This is a genomic window from Sphingobium fluviale, assembly GCF_004122115.1.
In the GTDB taxonomy this organism is placed as follows: Bacteria; Pseudomonadota; Alphaproteobacteria; order Sphingomonadales; family Sphingomonadaceae; genus Sphingobium; species Sphingobium fluviale.
Genome location: NZ_SBKP01000011.1, coordinates 76962 through 100477 on the forward strand (window position 1 = coordinate 76962; position 23516 = coordinate 100477).

21 protein-coding genes are annotated in these 23516 nt (G+C 58.7%); 13 read left to right on the forward strand and 8 right to left on the reverse strand.

Annotation, left to right across the window (positions count from 1 at the left end; genetic code table 11):
- Window positions 1-67 precede the first annotated feature (67 nt).
- Together EQG66_RS11415 and EQG66_RS11420 are read right to left on the reverse strand one after the other, a co-directional pair.
- A complete protein-coding gene (locus EQG66_RS11415) occupies window positions 68-1876 on the reverse strand; it encodes a flavin-containing monooxygenase (protein WP_129404721.1) in 1809 nt (602 codons plus the stop codon).
- A 182-nt stretch (window positions 1877-2058) separates the two neighbouring features.
- Window positions 2059-2748 carry a GntR family transcriptional regulator gene (locus tag EQG66_RS11420; protein WP_129404722.1) on the reverse strand — a complete coding sequence of 230 codons (690 nt, stop codon included), beginning with the start codon at window positions 2746-2748 and terminating at the stop codon, window positions 2059-2061.
- A gap of 220 nt (window positions 2749-2968) precedes the next feature.
- On the opposite strand from EQG66_RS11420, the gene EQG66_RS11425 reads away from it, so the two are divergent.
- From EQG66_RS11425 to EQG66_RS11440, 4 genes are read left to right on the forward strand one after another with little or no spacing between them, the layout of a single operon-like run.
- Window positions 2969-3796 (forward strand): alpha/beta fold hydrolase, encoded by an 828-nt coding sequence (locus EQG66_RS11425; protein WP_220428661.1) that lies wholly within the window; start codon window positions 2969-2971, stop codon window positions 3794-3796.
- Window positions 3797-3808: 12 nt separating this feature from the next.
- Window positions 3809-4738 carry a 3-carboxyethylcatechol 2,3-dioxygenase gene (locus EQG66_RS11430; protein WP_129404724.1) on the forward strand — a complete coding sequence of 310 codons (930 nt, stop codon included), beginning with the start codon at window positions 3809-3811 and terminating at the stop codon, window positions 4736-4738.
- 36 nt (window positions 4739-4774) lie between these two features.
- Complete coding sequence (wrbA, locus tag EQG66_RS11435) at window positions 4775-5374, forward strand: NAD(P)H:quinone oxidoreductase (protein WP_129404725.1); 600 nt, start codon at window positions 4775-4777, stop codon at window positions 5372-5374.
- Between the two features lie 51 nt (window positions 5375-5425).
- Window positions 5426-6352 carry a VOC family protein gene (locus EQG66_RS11440; protein ID WP_129404726.1) on the forward strand — a complete coding sequence of 309 codons (927 nt, stop codon included), beginning with the start codon at window positions 5426-5428 and terminating at the stop codon, window positions 6350-6352.
- Here EQG66_RS11440 and EQG66_RS11445 read toward each other — a convergent pair.
- Both EQG66_RS11445 and EQG66_RS11450 read right to left on the reverse strand, forming a co-directional pair.
- Window positions 6337-7434 carry a sugar phosphate isomerase/epimerase family protein gene (locus EQG66_RS11445; protein WP_129404727.1) on the reverse strand — a complete coding sequence of 366 codons (1098 nt, stop codon included), beginning with the start codon at window positions 7432-7434 and terminating at the stop codon, window positions 6337-6339. The two genes, EQG66_RS11440 and EQG66_RS11445, sit on opposite strands and share 16 nt — an antisense overlap.
- Before the next feature lie 3 nt (window positions 7435-7437).
- A complete protein-coding gene (locus tag EQG66_RS11450; protein ID WP_129404728.1) occupies window positions 7438-8553 on the reverse strand; it encodes a Gfo/Idh/MocA family protein in 1116 nt (371 codons plus the stop codon).
- A gap of 387 nt (window positions 8554-8940) precedes the next feature.
- Here EQG66_RS11450 and EQG66_RS11455 point away from each other — a divergent pair, with 387 nt between their 5' ends.
- The 6 genes from EQG66_RS11455 to EQG66_RS11480 all read left to right on the forward strand — a co-directional run bounded on the left by EQG66_RS11455 (window position 8941) and on the right by EQG66_RS11480 (window position 15535).
- Window positions 8941-11214 (forward strand): TonB-dependent receptor, encoded by a 2274-nt coding sequence (locus EQG66_RS11455; protein WP_164975664.1) that lies wholly within the window; start codon window positions 8941-8943, stop codon window positions 11212-11214.
- A 25-nt stretch (window positions 11215-11239) separates the two neighbouring features.
- Window positions 11240-11707 carry a C-glycoside deglycosidase beta subunit domain-containing protein gene (locus EQG66_RS11460; protein WP_129404730.1) on the forward strand — a complete coding sequence of 156 codons (468 nt, stop codon included), beginning with the start codon at window positions 11240-11242 and terminating at the stop codon, window positions 11705-11707.
- Window positions 11708-12505 carry a sugar phosphate isomerase/epimerase family protein gene (locus EQG66_RS11465; protein ID WP_129404731.1) on the forward strand — a complete coding sequence of 266 codons (798 nt, stop codon included), beginning with the start codon at window positions 11708-11710 and terminating at the stop codon, window positions 12503-12505. It abuts the gene before it with no gap.
- Between the two features lie 102 nt (window positions 12506-12607).
- Complete coding sequence (locus EQG66_RS11470; RefSeq protein WP_164975665.1) at window positions 12608-13888, forward strand: MFS transporter; 1281 nt, start codon at window positions 12608-12610, stop codon at window positions 13886-13888.
- A 23-nt stretch (window positions 13889-13911) separates the two neighbouring features.
- Window positions 13912-14493 (forward strand): cytochrome b, encoded by a 582-nt coding sequence (locus EQG66_RS11475; RefSeq protein ID WP_129404733.1) that lies wholly within the window; start codon window positions 13912-13914, stop codon window positions 14491-14493.
- Window positions 14494-14575: 82 nt separating this feature from the next.
- Window positions 14576-15535: an SDR family NAD(P)-dependent oxidoreductase gene (locus tag EQG66_RS11480; RefSeq protein ID WP_129404734.1), complete on the forward strand. Its 960-nt coding sequence runs from the start codon at window positions 14576-14578 to the stop codon at window positions 15533-15535.
- Between the two features lie 32 nt (window positions 15536-15567).
- Here the strand turns inward: EQG66_RS11480 and EQG66_RS11485 are convergent, their stop codons facing one another.
- Window positions 15568-17184, reverse strand: a complete 1617-nt coding sequence (locus tag EQG66_RS11485) for a GMC family oxidoreductase (protein ID WP_129404735.1) — start codon at window positions 17182-17184, stop codon at window positions 15568-15570.
- A 111-nt stretch (window positions 17185-17295) separates the two neighbouring features.
- Here EQG66_RS11485 and EQG66_RS11490 point away from each other — a divergent pair, with 111 nt between their 5' ends.
- Window positions 17296-17952 (forward strand): TetR/AcrR family transcriptional regulator, encoded by a 657-nt coding sequence (locus tag EQG66_RS11490; RefSeq protein ID WP_129404736.1) that lies wholly within the window; start codon window positions 17296-17298, stop codon window positions 17950-17952.
- A 30-nt stretch (window positions 17953-17982) separates the two neighbouring features.
- Here the strand turns inward: EQG66_RS11490 and EQG66_RS11495 are convergent, their stop codons facing one another.
- Together EQG66_RS11495 and EQG66_RS11500 are read right to left on the reverse strand one after the other, a co-directional pair.
- On the reverse strand, window positions 17983-19194 hold the full coding sequence (locus EQG66_RS11495) for an exo-beta-N-acetylmuramidase NamZ family protein (RefSeq protein WP_129404737.1): 1212 nt from the start codon (window positions 19192-19194) through the stop codon (window positions 17983-17985).
- On the reverse strand, window positions 19194-19754 hold the full coding sequence (locus EQG66_RS11500; RefSeq protein ID WP_129404738.1) for a DOMON-like domain-containing protein: 561 nt from the start codon (window positions 19752-19754) through the stop codon (window positions 19194-19196). Before EQG66_RS11500 ends, EQG66_RS11495 begins: the two co-directional genes overlap by 1 nt.
- 29 nt (window positions 19755-19783) lie before the next feature.
- On the opposite strand from EQG66_RS11500, the gene tyrS reads away from it, so the two are divergent.
- Window positions 19784-21007: a tyrosine--tRNA ligase gene (gene tyrS, locus EQG66_RS11505; RefSeq protein WP_129404750.1), complete on the forward strand. Its 1224-nt coding sequence runs from the start codon at window positions 19784-19786 to the stop codon at window positions 21005-21007.
- Here tyrS and recG read toward each other — a convergent pair.
- Window positions 20994-23084 (reverse strand): ATP-dependent DNA helicase RecG, encoded by a 2091-nt coding sequence (gene recG / locus EQG66_RS11510; RefSeq protein WP_129404739.1) that lies wholly within the window; start codon window positions 23082-23084, stop codon window positions 20994-20996. The two genes, tyrS and recG, sit on opposite strands and share 14 nt — an antisense overlap.
- Before the next feature lie 64 nt (window positions 23085-23148).
- On the opposite strand from recG, the gene EQG66_RS11515 reads away from it, so the two are divergent.
- Window positions 23149-23415 (forward strand): FAD assembly factor SdhE, encoded by a 267-nt coding sequence (locus tag EQG66_RS11515; protein WP_129404740.1) that lies wholly within the window; start codon window positions 23149-23151, stop codon window positions 23413-23415.
- Window positions 23416-23516: the final 101 nt, after the last annotated feature.

The following is a 23516-nucleotide window of genomic DNA, read 5'->3' on the forward strand; positions in this document are numbered from 1 at the left end:
GCCTGTCGACTGTCATGCTGGAGTAACCGGCTATCACTCTCAGACGGCACTGATCCCGCCTGTGCTGTCAGGTGATGATGGTATCCCTCATCATGTCTTCATCGCGCCACCGAGCTATAAGCTGCTCATACTCAAGCGGGCCGCCACCATAGGTGCCGCCTATATAGGTTGGCTTTTCCTTGAAGTTGCCTTCGTTGTTGAGGAAGCCTGGCGTACATTCCTCATAGAATTTCTGGTGATCGACATGCTTGGCTTCAATGATGCCGTGCCAACGCTCCTCCGCTTCGGGCGTCACCTCCATCGTTTTGATCCCGCGATCCAGACAATAGTTTATAATGGCGATGGCGTGTTCAGCCTGCATCTGCAGCGTGTGCGTGAAGTTGAATGCCGTTGTGCCTTGCGCGGTGCCGCCTACAATGTGAAAGTTCGGAAACCCGTTGAGCTGCGTACCGTGGACTGTGCGCAGGTCGTTACTCCACTTTTGCTCCATCGTCAGGCCGTTGCGGCCCAGTACCTCATATTCGCCGACCTTGTGCGGCGGCGCACCCACATCAAAACCTGTTGCCAGGACAATGAGGTCCAGCTCGTATTCTCTCCCGTTTGCAATGATGCCCTTTTCAGTGATGCGCTCCACGCCGCGACCGTCAGTATCGACAAGAATGACGTTATCGCGATTGAAAACCGGCAGAAATTCATCGCTATAGAGCGGGCGTTTGCAGAGAAAATTGTACCAGGGCTTCAGCTTTTCAGCCAGCTCAGGATTCCTGATCTCGGATGCGACCCGCGCCCGCATCTGCTCCATCTTCTCGAAATCCGCCTGCTGCATCAGCGTTTCCGGCGAGACATCGCCGCCGGGTTTGAAATGCGCGTGCATCAGCTCGCCAAAGCGCAGCCACAGATCACCCCAGTGATCGTTGACCAGATTTTCGCTCACAGGGACACCCGTCACGATCGACAGGAAATTTTCCATCCGCTTGCGTTGCCACCCGCTTGGCTGGCTCTTGAGCCATGCCACGTCAGTCTTGCTGTTATTGCGGATATCTATCGCTGAGGGTGTGCGCTGGAAGACATACAACTCCCCAGCATATTCGGAGACCTTGGGCACGATCTGAACCGCTGTGGCTCCCGTTCCCAGCACGCCCACCTTCTTGCCTGTAAGTTTAGTCAGGCCGCCTTGCGCGTCACCGCCGGTATAACCATAGTCCCAGCGCGCCGAATGGAACATCTTGCCCTTGAAGGCGCGAATGCCGGGGATGCCAGGCAACTTCACCTTTGCGAGCGGACCCTGGCTGATCGAGACAAAGCGGGCCCGGATCGTATCGCCGCGATCGGTGGAGACGATCCAGCGCGCGGCATCTTCGTCCCATGCCATTGTTTCAATCTTGGTCTGGAACAGCGCATGTTCATACAGGCCGAAGTGGCGGCCAATCGCCTTGGCATGCTCGAAGATTTCGCTGCCGACAGCATAGCGCTCGGTCGGCACAGTGCCGACCTCCTCGATCAAAGGCATGTATATATAGGCTTCGATGTCGCAACGGACGCCGGGATATCGGTTCCAGTACCATGTGCCGCCGAAATCACCGGCCTGCTCTACAATTTTGAACGATGTCACACCACGTTTCACCGCCTCAGCTGCGGTTTGCAATCCACCCAGACCACCACCGACGATCAGAAGGTCCACGTCCTCGATAATAGGTTCTCGCGTAAAGCCAGGCTCCACATAGGGATCGGCGACAAAATCCTCATAGTCACCCGCAGCCTCGATATATTGGCCATCCTTTTCTTTCTTCAGGCGCTTGTCCCGCTCTTCGAGGTATTTTTTGCGCAGCGCCACCGGATCATAGCTCACATTCTCTCGGCCAACCCCGTCCATCATCGTCTCCCAAGGTCTATCAACATGTGTTCGCACAGTAGCCACATTCGCGCTCCGAGGAGAGCGAATGACTGTCGTTCATGTCTATGGAAAGATTACTAGCATGTAAGAATGTAAGCATGCAAGTGGCGAGTTAGATTGCCAACACAGACAAATATATCGGGCTTATCCGGACAATTCGACTCTCAATCGCGCATCGCAGCGAGGAGAACTCCCGCTATTCCAGAGATATGATTTTCCGTGAGCGCCCGCGCCTTGGCAGGTGATTGCATTTCGATTGCGTCAATAATCTCCTGATGCTCCTGCGCCGCATCACCCGTGAATTTTCCGAATCCAACGAGCTGATTTATAAAGAAATCCGACATGTTGAAATTATTGCGCTGACGCTCATCCAGTAAGGGTGAGCGGGCCATGACATGAATGATCTGGTGGAATTCGCGATTAAGCGATCCATAATCTTGACCGGCCTGGGAGTTGGAAAAGTTAATGCCCATGATCCTGCGGTGAAGCGCTTTTAAGTCGTTCATCTGCGCTGATGTCCTCCGCGCAGCAGCGAGTTCCGCCAACAGCCCCTCCATACGCTCAAACATAAGGTAAAAATCAGCGATTTCAGAGCGGCCCGGATTGATAACTTCGCAACCGACTTGAGGTATAATCTGAACAAATCCCTCCGCATCCAGTCGATTTAGCGCGGCCATGATGGGTTGACGACTCACCCCTAGTTCCGCCCCAAGTTCCTTTACTAGCAGTCGCTCGCCAAACTGGATTTTTGCGCTTAATAACAGTGATATAATTCGACTGTAAACTTCATCTCGCTTGTTCAAAGTCGCCTCTTTCTCTTTGATATTGAGTGCAAAGCCCACCCCGTTCGACAATAGTCCACGCTTTTTGCGTAGCAGAGAGCCATGCCGACGTGCAAGCTGCGCGATGTCATGCGCCAGATGCGACTAGACCCTCCAATTTGAGCCATTAATTCCGGTTCAATCATACGCCGATTTTTCGCGCTTTACAGCTCTTTCTAACATGCTAGTATGTAAAAAACGGAATCAGGAGAGATTTTCAGTGTATCTTTGGCCTCAGCTTGCAGCCGGCACAATGCGTCTGGGATATGTTCAAGCGGGATTGGTCCGCACGCGCTACATCGAAGCGGGCGACCCCAGCGCCAGCGAAGCTGTGGTATTCATCCCCGGCACTGGTGGACACCTGGAAGCGTTTACGCGCAATCTTTTGCCCCATGCGGAGCATTATCGCACCATCGCGCTCGACATGATCGGTCATGGTTATTCGGACAAGCCAGACCATGATTACGAAATCCGCCACTATGTAAAGCATCTGCTGGACTTCTGTGATGCGTTAGGCCTGGCGCGAATCCATGTACATGGCGAGTCTCTCGGCGGATGGATCGCGGCTCAGTTCGCTATTGACCATCCAGATCGCACTGCGTCACTGACGCTCAATACCGCAGGCGGCCTCAATACTGATCCCAAGGTGATGGAGCGGGTCTACAATGTCACAATGAAGGCGGTTGCCGAAGCGAGCTATGAAACTGTGCGCGCGCGTCTCGAATGGCTGATGAACGATCCCTCGCGCGTGACCGAAGACCTCATTGAGTTGCGCCTTGCCATCTATACCCAGCCCGGATTTGTGAAGGCGATGGAGCATATCCTCTGCCTGCAGAACATGGATATCCGCATGCGCAATGTTCTGACCGAGGAGAGTCTTTCGCGCATTACTGCCCCGACATTAGTGATCTGGACCGATCATGACCCGACTGCTCCTGTGGCGACGGGAGAACGTTTCGTGGCGGCGATTCCCAAGGCAGAGCCACTCGTAATTATGGACGATTGTGCGCACTGGCCGCAGTGGGAAAAAGCAGACGAGTTCAACGCGCTGCATCTCGCCTTTCTTGCCCGGCACTCCTGAGGAGCCGTTGCCATGCCTGTCCGCATGATTTGCGCCAGCCACACCCCGCTTATGGATCATGTGGAGGCGGACCCGCAGGTAGATCGGGATGTGCGCGCGCATTTCCGTGCCTTGGGCGAAGAAGTGAGGGCCTATGACCCTGAGTTGCTGATCCTGTTCAGCCCGGATCATTTCAAGGGCTTTTTCTATGATATGATGCCGCCCTTCACGGTAGGGATCCGGGCAAGCGCAATCGGTGATTATGACATAGGTGGCGGGGATTTCGACGTGCCGGAAGACCTTGCGCTGGAATGTGTGGATTATCTCCTCCAACATGACATCGACATGGCCCTTTCCTACAGGATGCAGGCCGATCATGGGTTTGCGCAGATCCCGGTGCTGTTGACGGGGGATGTGGCGACCTATCCAACGATCCCGATCCACATCAACTGCGCCGGGCCGCCACGCCCGTCGTTTCGGCGGGTGCGTGACATGGGCTATCAGGTCGGTCGCTGGGCAGCGGGGCTGGACATGCGCGTGATGATTATCGGGTCGGGTGGCCTTTCGCACGATCCGCCGATACCCAGCATCAAGACGGCGCCTCCGCCGGTGAGGGAGATGCTCATTGCCGGGCGCAACCCCTCGATGGAAGCGCGGCGCGCGCGAGAGGAATCCAACTTCGAAATTGCGCGCAAGCTGGCGAGAGGCGAAGGCGATGCCCTCCCGCTGAACCCGGAATGGGACCAAGCCTTCATGCGCCAGATGGCTGCGAACGACTTTGATGCTATAACCGCGATGAGCGACGATGAACTGACCGCCATCGCTGGATGCGGTGGGCACGAGGTCCGCACCTGGGTCGCGGCCTATGCCGCCATGAGCGCGGCGGAGCAAAGCGACCATCAATTTGTATACTACGAGGCAATCCCGCAGTGGAACGCCGGCATGGGCATAGCAACTGCCTGAAGCAATCATCCCCATCGGGGACCATTGGAGACAGACATGACGAAGGTATTGATACTCTATTATTCAAGCTATGGTCACATTGAGACAATGGCGTCTGCCGTGGCAGAGGGTGCAAAACGCGCGGGTGCCGAGGTGACTATCAAGCGCGTACCAGAAACGGCACCCGCCGAGGTCGCTCAGGCGGCGCATTTCAAGCTGGATCAGGCAGCGCCTGTCTGCACTGTCGATGAACTGGCCGATTTCGACGCGATCATCCTTGGCGCGCCGACGCGCTATGGCAGGATGCCTAGCCAGATGGCGGCGTTTCTCGATCAGACAGGCGGCTTGTGGGCGCGCGGAGCGCTGAACGGCAAGGTCGGTGCGGCCTTCTCATCCACAGGTAGCCAGCACGGCGGGCAGGAAACCACCCTGTTCTCGATGATCACCAACCTGCTGCACTTCGGCATGGTCGTCGTTGGCCTGCCCTACAGTTTTCAGGGCCAGTTGCGCATCGACGAGGTCACCGGCGGTTCGCCATACGGCGCCACCACCATCGCGGGCGGCAAAGGCGAGCGTCAGCCATCGGAGAACGAACTGGAAGGCGCGCGTCACCAGGGCGAGCTGGTCGCCCGCACGGCGGCAAAACTGTTCGCCTGAGCGAACACCCGCAGCACAGGGCAGCCAAGCCCAAAATTGGGAGGAGAGGATATGATCACGTCGTTGCAGCACATTGCACTCGGCATTCCCGACATGACGGTGGGTGTTGATTTCTATGAGGCCTTTGGGCTGGAACGCGTCGACCGGCCCAACCATGTCGCGATGCGGTGTTTCGGGCGGGATCAGGATCAGGTCGTGCTGATCGAGACAGGGCAGAAGCGCAAGTTTCACCATTTCTCGCTAGGCACGACCGCAGCCGGGATGGAGACGATTGCGCAGCGCCTGCAGGAGCGCGGGATCACACGGCTCGATCCGCCCTATGCGGGTGCTCCCGCTGGCCTGTGGTTCCGCGATCCGGAAGGCAGCCTCGTCAATGTGCAAATAGCCGAAGCGGCTGACTTCGTAAGGGACACCCCAGCACCTCTCAAGAACCGGCCCGGCCTCTATGCCCGCCTTGGCGAGAAAGGCTGTCCGCCGTTCGATATACAGCCGCGCCCGCGCCGCATGGGGCACTTCATCCTGTTCGCGCAAGATGTGATCGCGCAGTCACACTTCTATTGTGAAGTACTGGGCCTGAGGCTGAGCGACAGGATCGTGGATGGCTATGCGGCCTTCATGCGCACGAGCGGCGACAGCGATCATCATGTGGTCGCGCTGCTCAAATCCGCAGCGCCCGGCTTTCATCATGCAAGCTTCGAAATGGGGGATATCGATGAGGCTGGGGTTGCCGCCACGCGCCTGCTGTCAAAGGGCTACAAGCACGTCTGGGGGCCGGGGCGGCATGGCGTGGGCTCCAACTATTTCCACTATTTCCGTGATCCTTGGAACGGCATGGCCGAATATTTCCACGACATAGACTACATCCCGGAACAGGCGATGTGGGAAGCGCAGGAATGGACCAAAAAGGACGGCATGTTCCTGTGGTCCGCCGATGGCCCACCGCCTGCGGACTTTGGCACCAATTACGAAATGGATTGAGCGACGGGCTGGGTGCGCAGTGCGCGCTCAGCTATCCCCATCAACCGCGCATTAAGCGCGCGGTCTGCGCCGCCCGCGGCAAAGTCATCGAAGGCATGGTCCGTCACCGGGATAATATGGCGCGCGATAAAAGGCGCACCCTCGGCGGCGCCTGCCTCTGGATGCTTGAGCGCACATTCCCATTCCAGCACCGCCCAACCGGAAAAGTCATAGGCAGCCATCTTCGCGAAGATCTGGCCGAAATCGATCTGCCCATCTCCCAATGAGCGGAAGCGCCCCGCCCGCTCGACCCACGGCTGATACCCGCCATAGACGCCGCTGCGTCCGTTAGGCCGGAATTCGGCATCCTTTACATGAAACGCCTTGATGCGCGGGTGATAGATATCGATGAAGGCCAGATAGTCGAGCTGTTGCAGCACGAAATGCGAAGGGTCGTAGAGGATATTCGCGCGCGGATGGTTGCCGACACGATCGAGAAACATCTCGAAGGTGATGCCGTCGTGCAGATCTTCGCCGGGATGGATCTCGTATGCAATATCAACGCCGTTTGCATCGAAGTGATCGAGGATGGGCCGCCAGCGCCGCGCCAGCTCGTCAAAAGCATCTTCCACCAAGCCCGCGGGCCGTTGCGGCCACGGATAGAAATAGGGCCAGGCCAGCGCGCCGGAAAAGCTCGCATGCGTGGTTAGGCCCAGCCTGCGGCTCGCCACCGCAGCCTTTTTGAGCTGATCGACCGCCCACGCCTGCCGCACGCGCGGATCGCCACGCACATGGGGGGCGGCAAAAGCATCGAACTGCGCGTCATAGGCCGGGTGAACCGCAACCAACTGGCCCTGAAGATGGGTGGAAAGCTCGGTGATCGCCAGCCCCTTATCGGCCAGCATGCCCCTGATCTCATCACAATAAATCTGGCTTTCCGCAGCCTTTTCCAAATCGAACAGCCGTGCATCCCAACTGGGGATCTGTATGCCCTTGTAGCCCAGCGCCGCCGCCCAATCGGCAATCGATTCGAGCGTGTTGAAGGGAGGCGCATCGCCCGCAAACTGCGCGAGAAAAATGCCTGGGCCTTTGATGGTACGCATAGCTTATACCTCGAAATTGATCCAGCCGGCGCGTTCGCGGCTGGCGTGGACGGATAGATGGATCAGCGCCATACCGCGCAAGCCATCCTCAATGCCTGGTATCAGGCTTCCAGATTCCCCCCGCAACACACGGGCAAAATCACGATACAGGTTGGCGAAGGCTTCGAGATATCCTTCCGGATGGCCGCCTGGTGTCCGGCTCGCCCATTTGGCATCACCCGAAAGGGACGCATCGGCCGCCTGAATCAACTCGGTTCGACCATCGGCATGATGCAATGTCAGCCGGTTGGGTTGTTCCTGCGACCAGTCTATCCCGCCTTTGTCACCATAGACGCGCAGACGCAGCCCATTGCGCTCCCCAATCATGATCTGCGACGCCAGCAGCACACCCCGCGCACCATTGTCAAAGCGCAGCAGGATTTGGCAATCGTCATCCAGCGTGCGGCCCGGAACGACGCTGGCGAGATCAGCCAGAAGCTGAGTCGTTCGCAGCCCGGTCACGAATTCCGCAAGGTGAAAGGCATGCACGCCGATGTCGGCAATCGCCCCGCCCTCTCCCGCCTGCGCCGGATTAACGCGCCACTCCGCCTGCTTGCCCATTGCCGCGCCCGCCAGCCAGCCTTGCGCATATTCGACCACCACTTTGCGCACCGCGCCGATCCTGCCCGCAGAAATCAGGGACCGGGCCTCCCGAACAAGCGGGTAGCCCGAATAGGTGTAGGATAGCCTGTAGGGCTGGCGCGTGTTGCCGATAATCGCGGCCAACTCCCGTGCCTCGTTAAGGGTCGCTGTGGCCGGTTTGTCGCTCATTACGGCGACGCCTGCCTCCAAGGACAATCGCGCGGCAGGCAGATGGTGCGCATTGGGCGATGCGATCGTAACGAAATCGATGCCATCGTCTCTGCCACGCTCAGCGTATAACATGGTCGCAACGTCAGCATAGGCTCGTTCAGGATCGATCCGATAGCTCTCCCCGCCCAGCCGTGACCTGACAGCATCGCTGCTGAACACCCCGGCGACCAGCTCAATTTCGCGATCCAGTTCTGCCGCGATTCGATGGATAGGCCCAATGAAAGCGCCGGGGCCGCCCCCTATCAATCCCATCCGCAATCGACGCATCTTCCCTCCTTATAAACTATTATACTGTACTGTTTTTAGGTCATAATTCTGAGGTTTTGAGCCTATCCACCCTATTGATGAGCGCAGCAGTTTTTGGCTATTGACAACCTTGCTCAATAATAGAACAATAGTTCTTATTCCAAAATAAAGCCGTCCAGTCAATCGACGGTAATGAGATGAGGATCACACAGCCAACCAACCACTTTTTGCATGCATAACATTGGTGCCAGTCGCCAACGATTGGGCCTGCAAGACAGTGGGGCTGTAAAGGCCAACAAAACTATGGGGAGGTTTACAATGATCAACAATCAGAGACTCTCGGCACGTCGTGCCACGTTCGTTTGCAGCCGGCTGCTTGTTTCGGCAGCATTTTTTAGCGCGCCTCAGTTGGCCTATGCTGAAAACGCCCCGCCGGAAGTCGCAATTGAAGACATCGTGGTTACGGCCAACCGGGTCGAGTCGCTCGCGTCCAAAACCCCGACCGCCCTCTCCGTCCTGACGTCCGACAACCTTCGTGATCAGGGCATTTCCGACCCCACGCGGCTCGCAGACGCAGCGCCCAGCCTTTCTGTGGACCGGGTTAATGGTAACGGGCTTCAGATAACCATTCGCGGGGTAACCAGCGCAGACGTGTCGGAAAAGGGTGATCCATCAGCCGCGTTCCTGTCTGACGGCGTGTATATCGCCCGTCCGCAAGCGCAGGAAACGAGCCTGTTCGATCTGGAGCGCGTTGAGGTTCTGCGCGGGCCGCAGGGCACGCTCTATGGCCGCAACACCACCGCTGGCCTCATCAATGCAGTGTCGGCACGACCCAAGCCAGAGTTTCAGGCATCTGCCGACATTACATACGGCAATTACGACACCGTTCATGCGTCTGGCATGATAAACCTGCCGGTCGGAGACAGTGTGGCCGTTCGCGCAGCGGTAAATTATAACCGCCGCGACAGCTATATCCTGAAGGGGGCTTCCGCACCCTCGCTCAACCCCGGCAAAGATGATCTGTCGTTCCGCCTCGGCGCGAAATTCGATTTCGGCGAGAGCGTACGCCTCTATGTGAAGGGCGACTACAGCACAATGAAGGGCAATCCGACAACCGGCGTAGCCCTAGCCAATTTTTATCAGATGCCGATCCTCGGCCCGGCGCCGGGGCAGCGCGGTGCAACGCCCGTCTATCGTTCGGGCCGCAGCTCCAGCGAATATCGCACGCTGGGTTATACTCAGGGAAGCAAGGCCACCAGCGACAATGACACCTGGGGCCTGATGGGTGAGTTGGAGGTTGACCTGTCCGACTCCATCACCGCAACCTATGTCGGCTCCTATCGCGAGTTCACGCGTGACGAGGTGCAGCGCGGCTATGTTGGCCGCCTGCTGTTCGGACCGTTCGCCGGGCAATATCCGCTGAACGCGACCTTTGAGGGCGATTATAAGCAGCAGTCGCACGAGCTGAGGTTCGCTTATAACTCAGATCGCCTCAAAGCGCAGGCGGGCGTCTATTATTTCCGCGAAGAGTCTGGCGTGGACTTCCTGCTATTTGGCACGCGCTTCTTCCAGCCCGGCCAGCGTGGCTATATCTATGGCTTCTCGCAGCATCCGACGATCTCCAAGACTCTCGGCTTTTTCGGGCAGGGGACTTTCAGCGTGACCGACACGCTGAGACTGACGGCGGGTATTCGTCACACCAGCGACGACAAGTCACGGCTGGGCAACACGATCAATCACGCCAACCTTACCGATCCGCTCGATTATAGCACGGGCGTACAACCGGGCACCACGAACCCCGGCAGCCCTGCCACGGGTTTCCAGCCGGTGCGTGACTCGCTCAACAACGCCTCGGTAAGCTATAGCAAAGTCACATGGAAGGTCGGTGTCGACTATGATCTGACGCCTGACACACTGCTATATGGCTCTGTATCAACGGGCTACAAGGCCGGAGGCTTTAACGAGGGGTGCCTTGCAGGGCAGACAAACTGCAACCTCGCTGCGCCCAGCAAGGACTTGTTCTACAAGCCGGAGACTCTCACCTCATACGAGATTGGCATCAAGGCCAATCTGAGCAGAGCAGTGCGGTTATCGGCGAATTACTTCCACTATGATTATTCCAACCTGCAGTTGAGCCAGATTGACGCTACCTATTGCGGCGGCCCGTGCCTCGTCATCAAGAACGCGGGCAAGGCCAAGATCGACGGCGTAGAGATGGAAACCACGCTCCAGCCGACGCGCCGCAACCGTTTCTCCTTTGCGGCTGTGTGGATGAATGCACGCTACACCAGCTATCAGGTTGCGCCGGGCGTCGAATTCAAGGGCGAGAAGCTGGATCGTTCGCCGACGTGGACAGCCTCTGCGGGCTATGAATATACCCTGCCAATCGGCGAAGGATCGCTAGTGGCCGGTGTCCGCACACGGATCAGCGACAGCTATCACCTGATCAGCACCGGTCTGCGCGGCTTCTTCCGCCAGCCCAGCTATACCAAGACCGATCTTTTGCTGACCTACAACAGCTCCGGCGACCGCTTTTACGTTCAGGGTTACGTCAAGAACATCGAAGACAACATCACATTGGGCAGCACCTCGCTTTCAGCGAACTTCCCCAACTTTACCGATGGCTCTGCCTTCGTTGGCGATCCACGCACTTATGGCTTGCGCATCGGCGTCAAGTTCTGACCCGAACCGGATGGAGATTTACTAAATGAATGCCGAACCTCCGCGTACCAACAGGAACCAGGCCGATAGAGCGAAGCAAGGTATCTTCGTCTTCTCCGGTCTGGGTCAGCGCGATCTGTTCGCGTCCAACCGGATTGAACAGACCGACGCGGGGTGGCGGCTACTCATCCGTAACCCCTGGTATACTGGCACCCATCTTTCCACCGTGTCTTCACTCGGCATAGCGGTGAATGGCCATAATGTATCGGAGGGGCACATCTTCCTCTCCCTTCGCGGGCAAATGGTGCCTGCAGCGTATGCCAAGAATTTGCATGAAATATGGTGGGGCATGGGTGAAGTCGCGGAGGTCTTTTTGACCGATCCGGCGATCCCTGCCCTCCTCAAAGACACAAACGAGATAGGCGTCGAAATCGATATGCGCACGACCTTCAGCTATGGCTTTCCTGATGACACGTTGCCTTATCGGCTTACCGGCGAAGTGGAGCGTGGTTGAATGAAACTTGGGCTTACCCTCTACAGCTTTGGCGCCGATCTGCACGCGGGCAAGATGGACGTGTTTGACGCCATTCGCAAAGCCGCCGAGCTGGGATGCGACGGTGTCGAGATCATAGCAGAACAGCATATTCCGGGCTGGCCAAACCCTAGCCTGGATGACCTGACGCAGATCCGGGAGCTGGTTGAATCTCTTGGCATGGAGATATTCTGCTTCAGCTGCTACTTCGGCAAGAACATCCGCAGTGATCGTCCGCAAACCTTTGAGGAGCTGGTGCATCACGCCAAGCGGATGATCGCCCTCACCGCCTATCTTGGCGCACCGATCATGCGCCCTGCCTTCAATGCCAACCCCGTTGGACAACTCATCGACTTCGTGAACGCCGTATTACCCTCTCTCGAAAAGTACGGCGTGATCTGGGGGGTCGAGCTGCACGCCCCGCATCCGCCGTCCTATTATCAGGAAGCATTGGATGCGGTCGACTCCCCCTGGTTTCGCCTCGTGCCGGATTTCTCCTGCTGGCAGGGACCAAACGCACCGGGGCAGATACAGAGCAACCCGCTCTCTACGCTCGAACCGCTGCTTAAATATACCGTACACTGCCATGCAAAGGCGCATATGTTTACCGCGGATGGCGAGGAACCCAACACGCCATACAAGGAGTTGCTGGGCATGTTGAAAGACTATGGCTTCAAGGGATCGGTATCCGGCGAGTATGAAGGCTGGTTCATCAAATATGCCCCTTCGGAACAGCCGGCGAAAACGCTGTTCAACTTGCTGGAGAAATATGGCCGATAGTGCCGCGGCAATGGGCATTACGGACCAATAACAGCCACGTGACGCACCGCCAGAGTACAACCCCGCCTCGCTATGGCTTGGCGGACGAGAGAAGGAACTCAGATGTCCGTTTCCGTGCCAGAGGCCACGCTCGCTCCTGATAAGCCTTCGTCGACCGCTGCTTTGCCCAGCCTGCGTGAGCTGCGCCTTGTCCCGTTGCTGACGACGCTCGTTTTCGTTGCTGTCGTCCTTTTCGTGTTCTGGACGGCGCTTCAGTCCGTATTTCTTGCACTTCAAATTCAGCAGATCGACCCCAAAGGCGCGGCCGGCGGGCTTGCGCTTGTCGTTGGGATAGGGGCCATCGGCGCGCTGCTATCGGCACCGATAGCGGGGGCGTTGAGTGACCGGACTCGCACGAGAATTGGCGGAAGAGCGCCCTGGATGCTGGTCGGCGCCGTGGCGACGGTCGTCCTCGCGATATTGCTGGCCCAGGCAACAAGCATCACGGAGCTTGCGGTCTACTGGCTCCTTATACAAGCCAGCACCAATTTTGTTTTCACCCCGATACTGGTCCATATCCCTGAGCGGGTTCCCGTGGCGCGGCGTGGCATATTCTCGGCTTCGGTCGGCCTCTCGCACCTGCTGGGTGTGCTGTTCGGGCAGGTCGCGGGTGCGGTGTTCGCGGATGAGCTACTGCTCGGCTATCTCGCGGTCAGCGCCTTGCTGCTGGTTGCGGTACTGACATTTGCGCTGGTGAACAAGCGCTCCAATCTGGGGGTTGAAAAGCCGCCGATGAACGCCGGGATTCTGCTACGGACATTTTGGGTGAACCCGGTGCGCTATCCGGCATTCGGATGGACGTTCCTTGGACGGTTTCTCATTCTGACCGGCTTTTTCCCCCTCACAGTCTATTTGCTGTATATTCTTCAGGATTATGCCGGGCTGGGCGCGGCGGCGGTTAAAACCATGCCGCTGATGGGCCTCGCCGGGATGCTAGGCTCTGCGGTCGGTACGCCCCTCGCGGGCTGGCTCAGTGATAGACTGGATGTCACCCGCCCACTCATCTACGCCTGCTCTGCCGTGATGGTGGCAGCAATTGCGGTGCCGCTCGCCTTCCCCAATTTTGCCGGGCTGATTGTATACAGTTTCCTCATCGGCGCAGGCTTTGGCGGCTTTGGCTCGGTGGACTATGTCCTCATTACCAAAGTACTGCCGTCTCAGGACGATGCCGGAAAGGATCTTGGCATCATCAATACTACCACCACCCTTTCACAGACGCTCGGCGTCGGCCTCGCAGGAGGAATGGTGAGTTTTGTGGGAAGCTACTCGATCCTTTTTGTCATGGGCATCGTGTTCATCATACTCGGAGCAGCGTGCGTCGCCTTCATTCGAGACGTGCGATAACGCCTGAGAGCGGAGAAATATCTATGCAAACGAACTCAGCAGCCAGCAATCAGGAACAAATGGACCGCTATGCAAGGCCGCGCGCCCTTATGCATTGGCTGCTGGCCCTGATCGTCATCCTCATGCTTGCCGGAGGTCTGAAAGGAATTGCCCCGCTTGATGATGCTGACCCGGCCAAAGTCGGCGTGCTGCGTCTCCATGTGATGATGGGGCTCACTACACTGGCGATATTCTTGATCTACGCCATCACCGCAGTCGTGTTCCGGGCACCGCGGAAGGCAACCTCAGGCAGCGGCGCGCTCGATCTGCTGGCCAAGGCTGTACACATCGTCTTGCGGCTGGGCGTGCTGGTCATGCTCGCAAGTGGTATGGCCACTGTAAAGATTTCGGGTCTGGGCGACATACTTTTTGCAACCGAGGCAGGAGAACTGCCGACACATCTTGCGTCTCTTCCGAGTGCGCAGGTGCACGCATGGGCAGCCCGGTTTCTGCTCGTCCTGATTGGGCTGCATGTTGTTGGCGCGGCCTATCATCAGCTTGTGCTCCGCGATCGCCTGCTAAGCCGGATGGCATTGTGGGGCCGCACCAACAAACCGCAGGATTGACGCGCACCACGCATGAACCCGCTTCCTTCAGCCCTATTGCCGCTCTCGCATCTAGAACGGCCCAATTCTTACAGGACATATCATGAGCGAATTCGATGGAAAGACCACTACTGACGACGTGATGGCAGGCATGGACCTATCCGGCAAGCGAGTGCTCGTTACTGGTGTTTCGGCTGGTCTCGGTGTAGAAATCGCCCGCGCCTTTGTCGCGCATGGAGCAGATGTCGTCGGCACTGCGCGCAACCTTGCGAAGGGTGAGGCCGCAACAGCAGGCGTTCGCGAAGCGGCTGTCAATGGCGGTAGCTTTGACTTGATTGAGCTGGACCTTGCATCGCTTGCAAGCGTCCGCCACGCGGCCGATGTTCTTGTCAACGACGGCAGGCGCTTTGATATCATCATCGCCAATGCTGGTGTAATGGCAACGCCATTGGGCAAAACTGCAGATGGCTTTGAAATGCAGTTCGGCACCAACCATCTAGGCCACTTTGTACTCATCAACCGCATTGCGCAGCTCATAAACGATGGCGGCCGGGTCGTGACGCTTTCAACCGCGGGGCATCGCTTTTCCGATGTCGATCTCAACGATCCCAATTACGAAAACACCGATTATGACAGATGGGATGCTTATGGGCGCTCCAAAACCGCCACTATCCTGTTCGCGGTCGAATTTGACCGGCGCCACAAGTCGCGAGGCATCCGCTCTGTCGCTGTGCATCCCGGTGCGGTCAACACGGATCTCGCCAGCCACCTGTCCTCCGAAGACATGGACGCGCTGCGCGCTCGCATAAAAGCGCTTGTGCCGGGCACTGGCGGCCCGCCCATGGAGATGAAGACGGTAACACAAGGCGCGGCCATGCCGGTCTGGGCCGCTATCGTTGCCAATGGCGATGAGGTTGGCGGGCGATACTGTGTTGATTACCGGATCGCCAAGGTCGCGGACGGCGTAGGCACGCATGACAGCGTTCGCTCTTATGCGCTTGATCCGGCTAACGCAAAAGCACTGTGGGCAAAGAGCGAAGAAATGGTTGGCGAGAATTTCTGATTCGCTGCCGGGGGATAGCCGCGCTCAGCGCGCTATCTCCCGCTCGCTATAAGTTCAGCCGCACGCTGGCCGATTGCCATTGCAGGCGCGTTGGTGTTGCCAGAAATCGGCGTCGGCATAATCGAGCAGTCTACGACCCGAAGTCCATCGACGCCATGCACCCGGCAGTCATCACCGACAACTGAGTTTCTGTGATCCACACCCATGGAACAGGTGCCAGTACCATGCAGGCCTGGGTCCGTCATCCGGCGCAACGCATCCATGATTTCACTTTCGCATTGCACCGCCGCACCGGGCGAACGCTCCGCGCCCACATAGTGCGACAACGCGCTGGCACCCGCCAATCTACGCAACAAGCCAAACAACAGGCGGGCTTTCGCGATATCCCGCTCGTCGCTCCAGAAGCGAGGATCAACAAGCGGCGCATCGCGGTAATCGCCACTGCTCAGCTTCACATTGCCTCGCCCTTTCGGCCGCAGGTCAAAGCCTGCAAAGGTAATGCCTGGCCTTTCGGATATCGGACTGCCGGGTCTCGCCGCCATTTCCTGCACCGTACGCATCGCAAAAGGCGATGCTGCCAGCTGTATGTCCGGCCAATCCGGCTCACCCTCGCTGGATACCATTGCGGTAATCGGCAGGCCAACGCGCGCTAGCGGGCCAGTCCCGGTCGCAAAATATCGCAGCGCATTGCGCGCGAGGCGCCAGCCACGAAATTCTCGGTTGAGGCCGGGATGATTTTCCAGATCGAAGGAAATCCCCATCTTCTGATGATCGCATAAATTTTGGCCCACCGCTGGCAGATCTTGCAACACCTCAATACCCAGTTCCGACAATTGGGCACCGGGACCGATACCTGACAGCATGAGCAGATGTGGCGACCTGTAGACCCCGGCGGACAGAATGATCTCTCGGTTCGCGCAATAACGTATACTCTGCCCTCCAACCTCACATTCGATAGCAACGGCACGGCCAGCGTCCATAAGGATTCGCTTGACAGTGCAATCCGTCATGATCTTCAGATTAGGTCTGTTACGAACCGGAGCCAGAAAAGCTTCATAGGCCGATGCGCGCTTTCCTCTCCTGTCGACAGTATATTGCGTACGGCCCACTCCGCTGCTGGCTGGAGTGCAGATATCATCGGTCCATGCAACGCCCTGTTCGTTGCAGGCCGCGACAATCGCATCGAACACCTCCGACTTGTACGTCGATTGCGTGATCTGGAGGGGGCCACCGGTTCCGCGGGATTCATCGGCTCCGGCACACCGATAATCCTCGATTTTCTTGTATGCTGCCGCAATGTCATCCCACCCCCATGAAGGAAGCCCCATCGCCCGCCAGTTGTCAAAGTCGCGGGGGTGGCCCCGCAGATACCACATGCCGTTGACCGCCGACGAGCCGCCGAGGCCCTTGCCATATCCATGACGCTCCAGGGGGCGATCTGGCTGCGGAGTAACGGGGAATGACCAGAAGTACGCAGGGTTGCCCATGATCTTCGCGAAGCCCGCAGCCATTTTGATAAATATGCTCTGGTTGGTTCCGCCTGACTCTACCAACAGTACGCGGCTGGCGGGGTTGTCGCTCAGCCGCCGGGCCACAGCACAGCCGGAGGAGCCAGCACCCACAATGATATAATCAAAGTTTTCAGCCACTAATTCATCCCATCACGGTAGATTGTGTATCAAACTCGAATTATTATTCTAATAATAATTTAAAGACAATGGGGAATTGATTTTGTAGGGGGATTGAGCAAGAGGGTCATCATGATGAGCGATGTAGGACTGGCTAAGACATTGCGAGCCCCCGTGCAGGGGCGCAGCAAGGCGTCGTATGAGCGTATGCTGGCTGCTGCCGAGGATCTTCTCCGCAGTGAAGGTTCATGCGACTTCACGCTCAATGCTGTGAGCCGCAAGGGCAAGGTGTCGATCGGTTCGATATATAACCGCTTTGAAAGCAAGGAAAACTTGCTGCACGCTGTGCAGCTTCGTGTGCTGCAACGCGTGGACGCAGATATGCACCGCCGTCTCGCTATGGCCAAAGCCCAAACGCGCGATCTGCCCCATCTGATAGTCGGTCTGGTGGAGGCGCTAGCCGAAACCCTTCGCGAACATCACGAAGTCATGCGCCCTTTCATGATGCGCGCCACTGAAGACCCGCTGATCGCGCAGACAGGCAAAGATTCTTATGTGCTCGCCGCCACTGCAATAAAGGACGCCATGCTTGAGTATGAGGACCAGATCCAGCAGCCAAGCCCTAAGCGCGCCGTCGACACAGCCTTCACGGTGACATATTCCGCCATCACCAGATATCTGGGGCTGGGACTGTCAATAGTAGGCTCATGGGAAGGCGAATGGGATGTCCTTAAAGAGGACCTCGCACAGATGATAGCCGCATTCCTTGTTCATCCCCCGATCCGTTAATGATCCGAACCTGATGTCAGCTGCTTTGGCTCAAACGCGTGGCGGATAAAGCAGAAACGGACGACGCTCCTCTCGCCACGCCGCTTCATCCGGCAGCACCAACGCATCGAGATCGGCAGGCGTGGCGGCGGCATCGTCCACCCATTCGCGCAACAGGGGCGAGCCGTTGATAACGTCTATGGGCAGCTTGCCAAATTCATATTCATAGGGGAAATCGCGCCACAGCTCATAATCCGGCCACAGGCGCCGGATCGCCTTGAACGCCAGCGCCTGAACGCGCCAGGGGCGGAAGGCGGCGTGGTCATAACTCCCGCCCTCGGCGTGGATGTGCACACCGTTGCACTGGTGGCCAACATGCTTGTGGAATGTCGGCTCGAACCAGATGTCACGCAGGGCACATCCCATAAGCCACTCCGGTGCAAGCCGTTGCATCTGCGTGATCACGGCGCGCGCATCAATATCGGGCGCGCCAAATATCTCCAGCGGGCGGGTGGTGCCCCTACCCTCGCTGAGGCAGGCACCCTCCAGCATCACCGTGCCGGGATAGGCGCGGGCCATGTTGAGGTTGGGCGCATTGGGACTGGGGTTGATCCAAAGGCGATTGGGCGGCCAGCCATAGCCGGGCGCGGCGTCTGGCTCCCAGCCCTCCATCGCAATGACATGATAATCGACGTCGAGTTTGTAATGCGCGATGAACCAGTGGCCCAGCTCGCCCAGCGTCAGCCCATGGCGCATCGGCATCGGCCCCGCGCCTACGAAACTCTCCCAGCCGGGGCGCAGGCTTAAGCCTTCTACCGGACGACCAATGGGGTTGGGTCGATCCAGCACCCACACAGTCTTGCCATGCGCGGCGGCAGCCTCCAGCACATAGAGCAGCGTGGTGATGAAGGTATAGATGCGACAGCCCAGATCCTGAAGGTCGATCAGGATCACATCGAAGCTGCTCATCATCGCCTCTGTCGGGCGGCGCACCTCACCATAGAGGCTGAACACGGGGATGCCGTGAACAGGATCAGCGAAGTCAGGCGACTCCATCATGTTGTCCTGCTTATCGCCGCGCAGGCCATGCTGCGGCCCGAAGGCAGCGGAAAGCGTGATGTCTTCGCACATGGCGAGCGCATCCAGACTGTGCGTCAGATCCGCCGTCACCGAGGCGGGATGCGCCAGCAAGGCAACCCGTCTTCCAATCAAGGGTTTGCGCGATTCAGGGTCGGCAATCAGCCGGTCAATGCCATTTCTCATCACGAATTCGCGTCCGCCGTCGCCGGGCCATCTGAGGCAGGCAGCTCATAGGCCAAGCAGGAGGGGTGATGAAAATCAGGCTTGCCGGGCGGGTGTGTCAATGCCCAGAAGGATTTGTGCCCGTCCTTTTCCTCGATGACTGCGCAGGCGCCGATCATCTGTGGACCCAGCCGGGGAGACACAAAGGTGACATCCACCACCAGTTCATCACTCTTGTGCAGCGCCTCAATACGTGGCGCCCAGATATCGATGGGGTGCATGCCTTTACGATAGTCCGCAAAGCCGTATGCCGCCCAAAGGCGCGAGGGCGAAAAATTATACTCGCGATAGGCGATGTCACCCACATCACGGGTAAACAGCTCAAAGCAGGTCGTTTGCCACAGACCGTCCGCGCGGCCCGGCTCCATCTCGGCCGGCAGGGCTATATGCCCGATAGTCCCCTTCACATGATAGCGCACCGTGATGAAGCCCCCGGTTGCGCGTGTGCCGGATACGACAATGCCCGTCACCGTATCCGTTGGAGTATCCGGATGGCAAACGAGGCTCGCTATATTGTCCAAATGGCTACTCCATGCTAACCGCCCGCGCCATGACCGAATATCGCTCCGATCTGCTGCGCTTACTCTCTTCACGCGGCTATATCCACCAGATCACCGATGCGGAAGGGCTAGATGCGCTTGCTGCGCGGCAAATCGTACCCGGTTATATCGGGTTCGATGCTACTGCGCCTTCGCTCCATGTCGGCAGCCTGGTGCAGATCATGATGCTGCGGCGCTTGCAGCAGGCGGGCCACAAGCCGATCGTGCTGATGGGTGGCGGCACCACCAAGGTGGGAGACCCTAGCGGCAAGGACGAGAGCCGCAAGATGCTGACCGCGCAGGATATTGATAATAATATCAGCTCTATAAAACGTGTATTTGAGCATTTTCTGAACTTTGGCGATGGCCCGACCGACGCGCTGATGGTCAACAACGCCGACTGGCTCGATGCGTTGGAATATGTTCCGTTCCTGCGCGATATCGGCCGCCATTTCACGATCAACCGCATGCTGACGTTCGACTCCGTCAAGCTGCGGCTGGAGCGGGAACAGCCGCTCACCTTCCTCGAATTCAATTACATGATCCTTCAGGCCTATGATTTTCTGGAGCTATCCCGCCGCTCTGCCTGCCGGTTGCAGATGGGCGGGTCTGACCAGTGGGGCAACATCGTCAACGGAATAGAATTGTCTCGCCGTGTCGACAGTACGGAGGTCTATGGCCTTACCACGCCGTTGATCACCACGGCGGACGGCGGCAAGATGGGCAAGACGGCGAAGGGCGCGGTGTGGCTAAATGCCGATCAGCTGCCCGCTTATGACTATTGGCAGTTCTGGCGCAATACGCAGGATGCGGATGTAGGGCGGTTCCTGCGCCTGTTCACCGACATGCCGCTGGACGAGATCGCGCGGCTGGAGGCGCTGGAAGGCGCGGAGATAAACGACGCGAAGATCGTGCTGGCGAACGAGGCCACGACGATCCTGCATGGCCGCGCTGCGGCAGAAGCGGCGGCAGGGACGGCGGCCGCGACATTTGCCGGCGGCGCGGGCGCGGATTTGCCGAGCATTGCGGTGAGCGTGGCGCCCAATATCATCGCGGCGCTGGTCGCACTGGGCTTTGCCGCCTCCAACGGCGAGGCCAAGCGCAAGCTGGAGGAAGGCGCGGTGCGCGTGAACGATGAGGTGGTGCGCGATGGCGCCCACGCTCCGCAGGCGGGCGACAAGATCAGCCTCGGCAAAAAGAAGCACGGGATGGTGACGGGGGCTAGCCGCCTTTGAGCAACCCAACGGCCGCATCCCGTTCAAAAAGATAAAGACACATGCGCGCAGCCTGACCGCGGGCGGAGGCCAGCCCGCCGTCACGCTCTATCAGCAGGCGCGCGTCATCCCGTGCCATGTCTATGAGGTCCGATATGTCGGCGTCCCCCGCAAGGCGGAACTTTTGTTCGCCGGATTGGCGCGTGCCGAGATAATCCCCTGCCCCGCGCAGGCGCAGGTCTTCTTCGGCGATAAAAAATCCATCGTTTGAATTCTTCATTATTAGAAGACGCGCCTTAGCGGTTTCGCTGATCTTTTGGTCGTGCAACGACCCCTTGCCAGATACGCCCCACAACAACAGGCAGGTCGACGCCTTGTCGCCCCGCCCTACCCGCCCGCGCAACTGGTGCAGCTGCGCCAGCCCAAAGCGATCCGCGCCCTCGATGATCATCAGCGTGGCGTTGGGCACATCGACACCGACCTCGATCACGGTGGTGGCGACCAGCACGCTCGCCTCCCCGCTCGCGAATCGCGCCATTGCGGCGTCTTTCTCCGGCCCCTTCATCCGCCCGTGGACCAGAGCCACCTTATCGCCGAAGCGCGCCCGCAACGCCTCCGCCCGCGCCTCTGCCGCAGCCTGATCGGAGACCGCGCTTTCCTCGACCAGCGGGCACACCCAATAGGCCTGCCCGCCGCCCGCGATATGGCGGCCCAGCCCCTCGACCACCTCCACCAGCTTGTCGATGGAGCTGACGGTGGTGCGGATCGGCTGACGGCCGGGCGGCATTTCATCGAGGCGGCTCACCTCCATGTCACCATAATAAGTAAGGGTGAGCGTGCGCGGGATCGGCGTTGCCGTCATCACCAGCATATGGGGGTTGAGCCGCGCTTTCGACGCCAGCATCATGCGCTGGACGACGCCGAAGCGGTGCTGCTCATCGATCACCACCAGCCCCAGATGACGATAGCTCACCGCCTCCTGGAAGATCGCGTGTGTGCCAACTAGAATGTCGATGCTGCCATCCGCCAGTCCCATCAACGTCGCCTCACGCGCCTTGCCTTTGTCTCGCCCGGTCAGGATGGCGAGGTTGATGGGCACGCCCGACAGCATATTACGCAGCGTCTCGTAATGCTGGCGGGCGAGGATTTCCGTCGGCGCAAGGAGCGCGCCCTGCATCCCGCTCTCGACCGCGCCGAGCAGCGCCATCAGCGCCACCCATGTCTTTCCGCTCCCGACATCGCCCTGCAACAGCCGCAGCATCGGGTGATTTTGTGCGCAGTCGCCATCTATCTCCGCTACAGAGCGGCGCTGCGCACCCGTCGGCGCGAAGGGCAGCTTTACCGCGTCCCGTAGGCGTCCATTCGGGCGGATCGGCTCGGCCCGGCGCTGGCGCGAAGCGGTGCGCACCAACATCAGCGCGAGCTGGCCGGAGAAAATCTCGTCATAGGCGAGGCGGCGGCGGGCCTCGCGGTTGTCTGGTGTGGCGTGGACGCTGAGCAGACTGTCGTGCCAGCCTTTCCACCCGTGCGAGCCGAGCACCGAGGCATCGATCCACTCCGGCATATCCGGCGCGCGGGATAGCGCCTCACCAACAAGGTCGCGCATGCGGGCGTTGGTGATCCCTTCCGACAACGGATAGACCGGCTCCATCACCGGGATCTGCAATGCTTCCTCGGGCAGACCCACGTGATCCGGGTGAATGATCTGGAGCTGATCGCCATAGGCCTCCAGCTTGCCGGAGATGACGCGCGGCTCGCCAATGGGCAGCAGCTTGCGCGGCCATCCGCTGTTTTTTCCGAAATAGACCAGCGACACGCCATTGCCCTCGGCATCCACCGCCCAGACACGGAATGGCGCGCGCGGAGAGCCTCCGGCGCGATAATCGGTGGGCGTCAGCGTGATGATGATCGTGCGACCAATATCGTTGTGATCGAGGCGCGAAACGCGGTGCCGCTCCACCCAGCCGGTCGGCAGATGAAAGGTAAGATCAACCATCTTGGTGAGGCCCAGCCGGTCGAGCGGCTTCGACAGCGCGTTGCCCACGCCCTTCAGCACCGAAATTTCGGCAAACAGCGGATTGAGTAGTTCGGGTCTCATGGCTATGCCGCTGTGCTTAGCTCAGCCCGATGGCGGGAGCAAACACCGATGGGATGATGAAGCCATGCAAGAGAACCCCCGCCTGCGCCGCCTCCATTTCCGCGCATGGCATCGCGGCACGCGCGAGGCGGATTATATGGTCGGCGGCTTTTTCGATCGCTATGGCGCGGGCTGGGGCGAGCCTGAGATTGCATGGTTCGAGGAACTGCTGGAAGAGCAGGATGTCGACATCATGGCGTGGGGGCTGGGAACGGCTTTGGTGCCCGAGCGGTTTGAAGGGCCATTGATGGATCAGTTCAAGAAGCTGGATTTTATCGCAATCCCGCGCTGATGTTTTATACGGGCGTCGTCACCCTGAACTTGTTTCAGGGTCCATTTGCCCTATTAGGCCAGATCCCTCATTGAAAAATGGATGCTGAAACAAGTTCAGCA